General features: G+C 39.1%; 6 protein-coding genes. All 6 read right to left on the bottom strand.

Features of this window, described 5'->3' with window-relative positions:
• Window positions 1-120 precede the first annotated feature (120 nt).
• Window positions 121-744 carry a YdhK family protein gene (locus IEX94_RS04900; protein WP_188856272.1) on the bottom strand — a complete coding sequence of 208 codons (624 nt, stop codon included), beginning with the start codon at window positions 742-744 and terminating at the stop codon, window positions 121-123.
• 109 nt (window positions 745-853) lie between these two features.
• The gene (locus IEX94_RS04895) at window positions 854-1,132 is read right to left on the bottom strand and encodes a glutaredoxin family protein (protein ID WP_188856271.1); all 279 of its coding nucleotides are present in this window, start codon (window positions 1,130-1,132) and stop codon (window positions 854-856) included.
• Between the two features lie 276 nt (window positions 1,133-1,408).
• Window positions 1,409-1,615: a copper chaperone CopZ gene (copZ, locus tag IEX94_RS04890; protein ID WP_188856270.1), complete on the bottom strand. Its 207-nt coding sequence runs from the start codon at window positions 1,613-1,615 to the stop codon at window positions 1,409-1,411.
• Window positions 1,616-1,860: 245 nt separating this feature from the next.
• Window positions 1,861-2,766: a metallophosphoesterase gene (locus IEX94_RS04885; RefSeq protein WP_229782571.1), complete on the bottom strand. Its 906-nt coding sequence runs from the start codon at window positions 2,764-2,766 to the stop codon at window positions 1,861-1,863.
• Window positions 2,708-3,889 carry an acetyl-CoA C-acetyltransferase gene (locus IEX94_RS04880; protein WP_188856268.1) on the bottom strand — a complete coding sequence of 394 codons (1,182 nt, stop codon included), beginning with the start codon at window positions 3,887-3,889 and terminating at the stop codon, window positions 2,708-2,710. Before IEX94_RS04880 ends, IEX94_RS04885 begins: the two co-directional genes overlap by 59 nt.
• 90 nt (window positions 3,890-3,979) lie before the next feature.
• Window positions 3,980-4,390: a YbaN family protein gene (locus IEX94_RS04875; RefSeq protein ID WP_232334340.1), complete on the bottom strand. Its 411-nt coding sequence runs from the start codon at window positions 4,388-4,390 to the stop codon at window positions 3,980-3,982.
• Window positions 4,391-4,635: the final 245 nt, after the last annotated feature.

The following is a 4,635-nucleotide window of genomic DNA, read 5'->3' as shown; positions in this document are numbered from 1 at the left end:
CTAAACATGAGGGAAAACCAATATGCGAAGAGTGGGGTTAAACAGTCCATAAATTCCTGATTCTGTTCAACTAACATTCAGTGGGGAGGGAAGGAATTCCCCACTGAATGAAGTTTCACTTTACTCCACCGGCGAAAGTTCTGCTTCCGTTACCCATTTATGATTTTCCACTTCCTTACCAGTCTCCGTATCCGTGTAGCTCACCATATAAACGGTTGTTGGTTCTGCTGAGTCAATCGTAGCTGTAGCGCCATCCATTCCTTCCATATGATCCGCATTTAATACTACTTCATCGCCAACTTCAAATGGTTTTTCGCCAGCATTTTCAATTTCCTCATGAATAACCCATTTATGGTTCTCTACAGGTTCTCCACCGGTTGTTGGAGTGTAGGAAACGGCATAAACAGTTGTCTCAAATGCACCTGTAATGGTTGCTGTGGCACCTTCCATTCCTTTCATGTGATCTGCATGCATAACGGCTTGACTTCCAACCGGATAAGTTGGTTTTTCTGCAACCTCTAAATCTTCCGGAACTTCACCTGAACTTGAGTGATCCATCTCTGAATGATCCATTCCCTCTTCCATGGAATCAGACTCTCCATCATTCAAATTCCTGTTTTCATTTGACTCACTTTCTGTGCCCGCATTATCTTTAGGTGTCGTTTCATCATTTCCTGCACAAGCCGTTAAAACAAAAGCAAACATTAATGAAACAAATCCAATTAATAATTTTTTATTTTTCATTTTCCTTTCCTCCACTCGAGTGAATTTAATGTTACAACGATTAGATTCCAAGATTCAGAAAGGAGGGAATCAGCGGTTCAGCCAATATCTCCTTTCTGATTTACATAAACTATCCAACTTCTAACAGCTTTTTAATTTCCTCTTTATTCTGCTCAAATCCTGTCATGCCTTTTGTATTTCTTCTCAAGCCTAAAATGGAAGTTTCAGAAAATACAATTCCAGGAACAATCCTGCTTCCTGTTAGCTTTTTCAACTCTTTTTCTTTAGCTGGTTGTTCTTCTAAATCATATTGTTTGTGTGGAATTTGATGCTTTTTCAAGAACTTCTTTAAGTCTTGGCAATCCGAGCAAGTAGGTCTTGTGTAGATTTCCAAATGATAGTTGGCCATTTGTTAATTGACCTCCTCTCGATCATTGTGACTTTGATCCATTATCTTTTTCTCCTTTTAAACTACGGAATTTTCATGTTGGTTATTTTCCAGAAATTAATCCATATCCTAGGATAACCAACAGCATATACAAAATACCTAAAGGAATTCATTTATTTTATAGAAGCGTCAGAAACCCAGGTCCATTTTAGCTAATCGTTTATTCCTCACATACCAACCAAGGGTATATTTTTTTGGAAAAAAGAAGATCATGCTATAAAAGCACGACCACCCTTCTTAGGCAACATCGTAGCCTTGTTCTTCAATTACTTCTGTAATATCTTTCAAGTCCACCTTTTTTGGATCAAAGGTTACGTCTACTTTCCCATCTTGCAAATGAACTTTTACAGTTTCTACTCCGTTCAGTCCCGCTACACTTCCCTCAATAGAATTTACGCAATGTCCACAAGACATACCTTGTACATGAAGTGTTTTATTTGCCATTTACATTACCTCCTAATTTTTTGTTCGCCATTATATTACCATACCCCCGTTATGTATTGTCAAGTAAAAAATTCATTTCATTACTTTCGAGATAATCGTCTTGAATTCTTAAATAGTTTCTGGATCCTTTTACTCTAATCGTTCTATAACACTATGAATGGTAAAATAGTGCTGGGAGATGGAGAAAATCCCAAAAAAGATTCCAAGCAAATTTTAAATTGCTTGGAATCTTTTTATTTACGGTTTTAGTTAGTTGTATTCCAGACTCCTGTTATTTCGATAAGACTAATCTGACTTTGATTCAGAAAACGGACGGGTATCATACTTGTACCTAATCCACTGTCTACATAAATATATTTACCTGAGTTCCATTCAAAAGTCCCTTTATCAAGTTCCGGAAATACTCCTCCTCCTGGCGAAATTATTGCGCCAATGAACGGCAAGCGAACTTGACCACCATGCGTATGACCACTTAATACGAGGTCCGCGGGAAGATTCGGGTACGTTTTAATCACATAGGGAGAGTGGGATAAAAGGAGCGTATATCTTGTTTCGTTTATATGTCGGAACGCTTTCTCAACATTTTCATGATGTGTGGATGAATCATGAACGCCAACGAGGGTAAGCTGAATGCCCGCAACCTCGATCTCAATGTTTTCATTTCCTAAAATGGTCACGTCTCGTTTTCTTAATTTCTTCATGAACTTTCTTCTTTTTCTATTTCCCCATTCATGGTTCCCTGTGACAAAGTAAATCGGCCTGTTCATTGCAATCAGCTGATCAAGAAAAGCAAATATCTGTTTGAAATTCCTTGTTCTGCGGTCGATTAAATCTCCTGTTAAAACAATAATATCCGGTGATAAGCTATTTATTTTATAAATTAAACGTTGATGGATATTCCATGCCCTTTTATTATGCATATCACTTAGCTGAAGAATTCGCAATGATTGATTGGCCCGGAACTTATTCGTTTTAAATGCTACCTTATTTACCTTTACATGATTCGTATCTTTCCATGTTTTTAAAGATATTAAGATCGCAAAAATCGTAAAAAATCTCCATACATATTTGAGCAAAATGTCACCCGATTCCTTAACTTCTTTTAATAACCATCGCGATTCCTTGACCGCCTCCAATACAAAGACTGACAAGTGCATATTCCTTATCGCTGTTTCTTAGTTCATAAGCCGCCGATAATGCTAGACGAGTACCGCTTACTCCTACCGGGTGTCCTAAAGCAATTGCTCCACCATTAACATTCGTTTTTTCCCTGTCGAGTCCAAGTTCCTTTTCTACGGCAAGGTATTGGGCTGCAAAAGCCTCATTCACTTCAATTAAATCGATTTTCTCAAGTGGCAATCTTGCTTTCTCTAATGCTTTCTTAATCGCCGGAACCGGTCCGATACCCATAACCGATGGATCGACCCCTGATACAGCCCAAGAAACGATTTCAGCAAGCGGCTGTAATCCATGCTCGTTTACCGCTTGTTCCGACGCAATGACAACACTTGCTGCTCCGTCATTAATCCCAGAAGCATTGGCAGCAGTTACGGTACCATCTTTCTTAAATGATGGACGTAATCCACTGATTTTCTCTACTGTCGTATCCGGTTTAATATGTTCATCCTCGATAATGGATTCATTTTTCTTCCTCAATTTGACGTCTACAGCGACAATTTCTTCACTGAAACGGCCGGACTCCCTCGCCTTACTCGCCCGTTCGTGGGAAAGAACTGCGTATTCATCCTGTTCTGTTCGGGAAATAAGATATGCTTTTGCAAGATTTTCTGCCGTTACACCCATACCAAATCCAGTATATTCATCAAATAATGTGGATAGAAGCATATCATGGAATTTTAGTTCACCAAGTTTCCCACCGCCAAACCTTTTTTCAAAATTCGAATAGGGTGCTTGGGACATATTTTCTACCCCACCAGCAAGGACGATTTCTGCATCGTTCAGTAATATTTCCTGTACACCGGAAACAATGGATTGCAGCCCGGAACCACAGAGTCGGTTCAGAATATAGGCTGGGACTTCCTTTGGTACTCCTGCTTCCAGTCCAATATGTCTTGCGATGTATGCTGCATTCGTCTCGGAATGAATAACATTCCCATAGATCACATGGTCAACATGATCTGGTGCAACATTCGATCGCTTTAGCGCTTCTTTCGCTGTTACGGTTCCAAGCTCTGTTGCTGTTACACCAGCGAAAGAACCACCAAATGCTGTAAAAGCTGTTCTTGCTCCATCAATTAAATAAACTTTCTTCATGATCTTTCCCCCCTCTTATTTCTTTGTACTACGGATGCCGAATAAAAACAAGCAGGATCGTCAGCATACCACTGATTTTCCCGCTTGTTTCTATTTATCCATAACGAACGCTATTTCTTCCGGTTTTATTGTTTTAATATGATAAATGAAGTAGTAATGCTTGACGAGTCCTAGTGTAATCATGATGATCCGAATAAAAAGAATATCAATCATCACGACGGAGAGGATAATGAAAAAATCAGCAATAAGATTGATCCGAATTTTTTCCCATCTCGTCATGTATCGTTTAATGAAGTAGCGGTCTACATATTGTTTATAGAAAGATGTGCTCTTAAACCATCTGTCCAAACGTTCCGAGCTCTTTGTAAAACAATATGAAGCAAATAGGAAGAAAGGTCCTCCTGGCAATACTGGTAAGATTGCCCCAGCCACTCCAATCCCGAAAGAAATGAGTCCTAATATAATATAAACCCATCGTCTTAAGTTACTGATAGCTATCACCTTATTTCAAAATAACATCTGCTCCTATATTACCATAGAATTCATCTTTCTTTATGAAATGTTTATGAAAGTTATTGTTCATCTATGAAAAATACAACCTAGTTAAGCGACAGTTATTCATCGACCTGCACCAACCAAACAGCAAATCAGTTTCATACAGCGTAAGTGTTTGCTCTTTCACTAATTAAGGCGCTCTAATCGCCGTTCAGTTGCCCGGTGGACGGATGCTTTTCGCGGGCACAGCT

The sequence above is a fragment of the Oceanobacillus indicireducens genome (genome assembly GCF_014647195.1).
GTDB lineage: Bacteria > Bacillota > Bacilli > Bacillales > Amphibacillaceae > Oceanobacillus > Oceanobacillus indicireducens.
Note: the sequence above shows the minus strand (reverse complement) of the source record. Positions and strands in the feature narration are given on the sequence as shown.

Excerpts from the sequence above, each read along its gene's own strand:
- IEX94_RS04900 (WP_188856272.1), bottom strand. The coding sequence starts at position 744 with ATGAAAAATAAAAAATTATTAATTGGATTTGTTTCATTAATGTTTGCT.
- IEX94_RS04895 (WP_188856271.1), bottom strand. The coding sequence starts at position 1,132 with ATGGCCAACTATCATTTGGAAATCTACACAAGACCTACTTGCTCGGAT.
- copZ (WP_188856270.1), bottom strand. The coding sequence starts at position 1,615 with ATGGCAAATAAAACACTTCATGTACAAGGTATGTCTTGTGGACATTGC.
- IEX94_RS04880 (WP_188856268.1), bottom strand. The coding sequence starts at position 3,889 with ATGAAGAAAGTTTATTTAATTGATGGAGCAAGAACAGCTTTTACAGCA.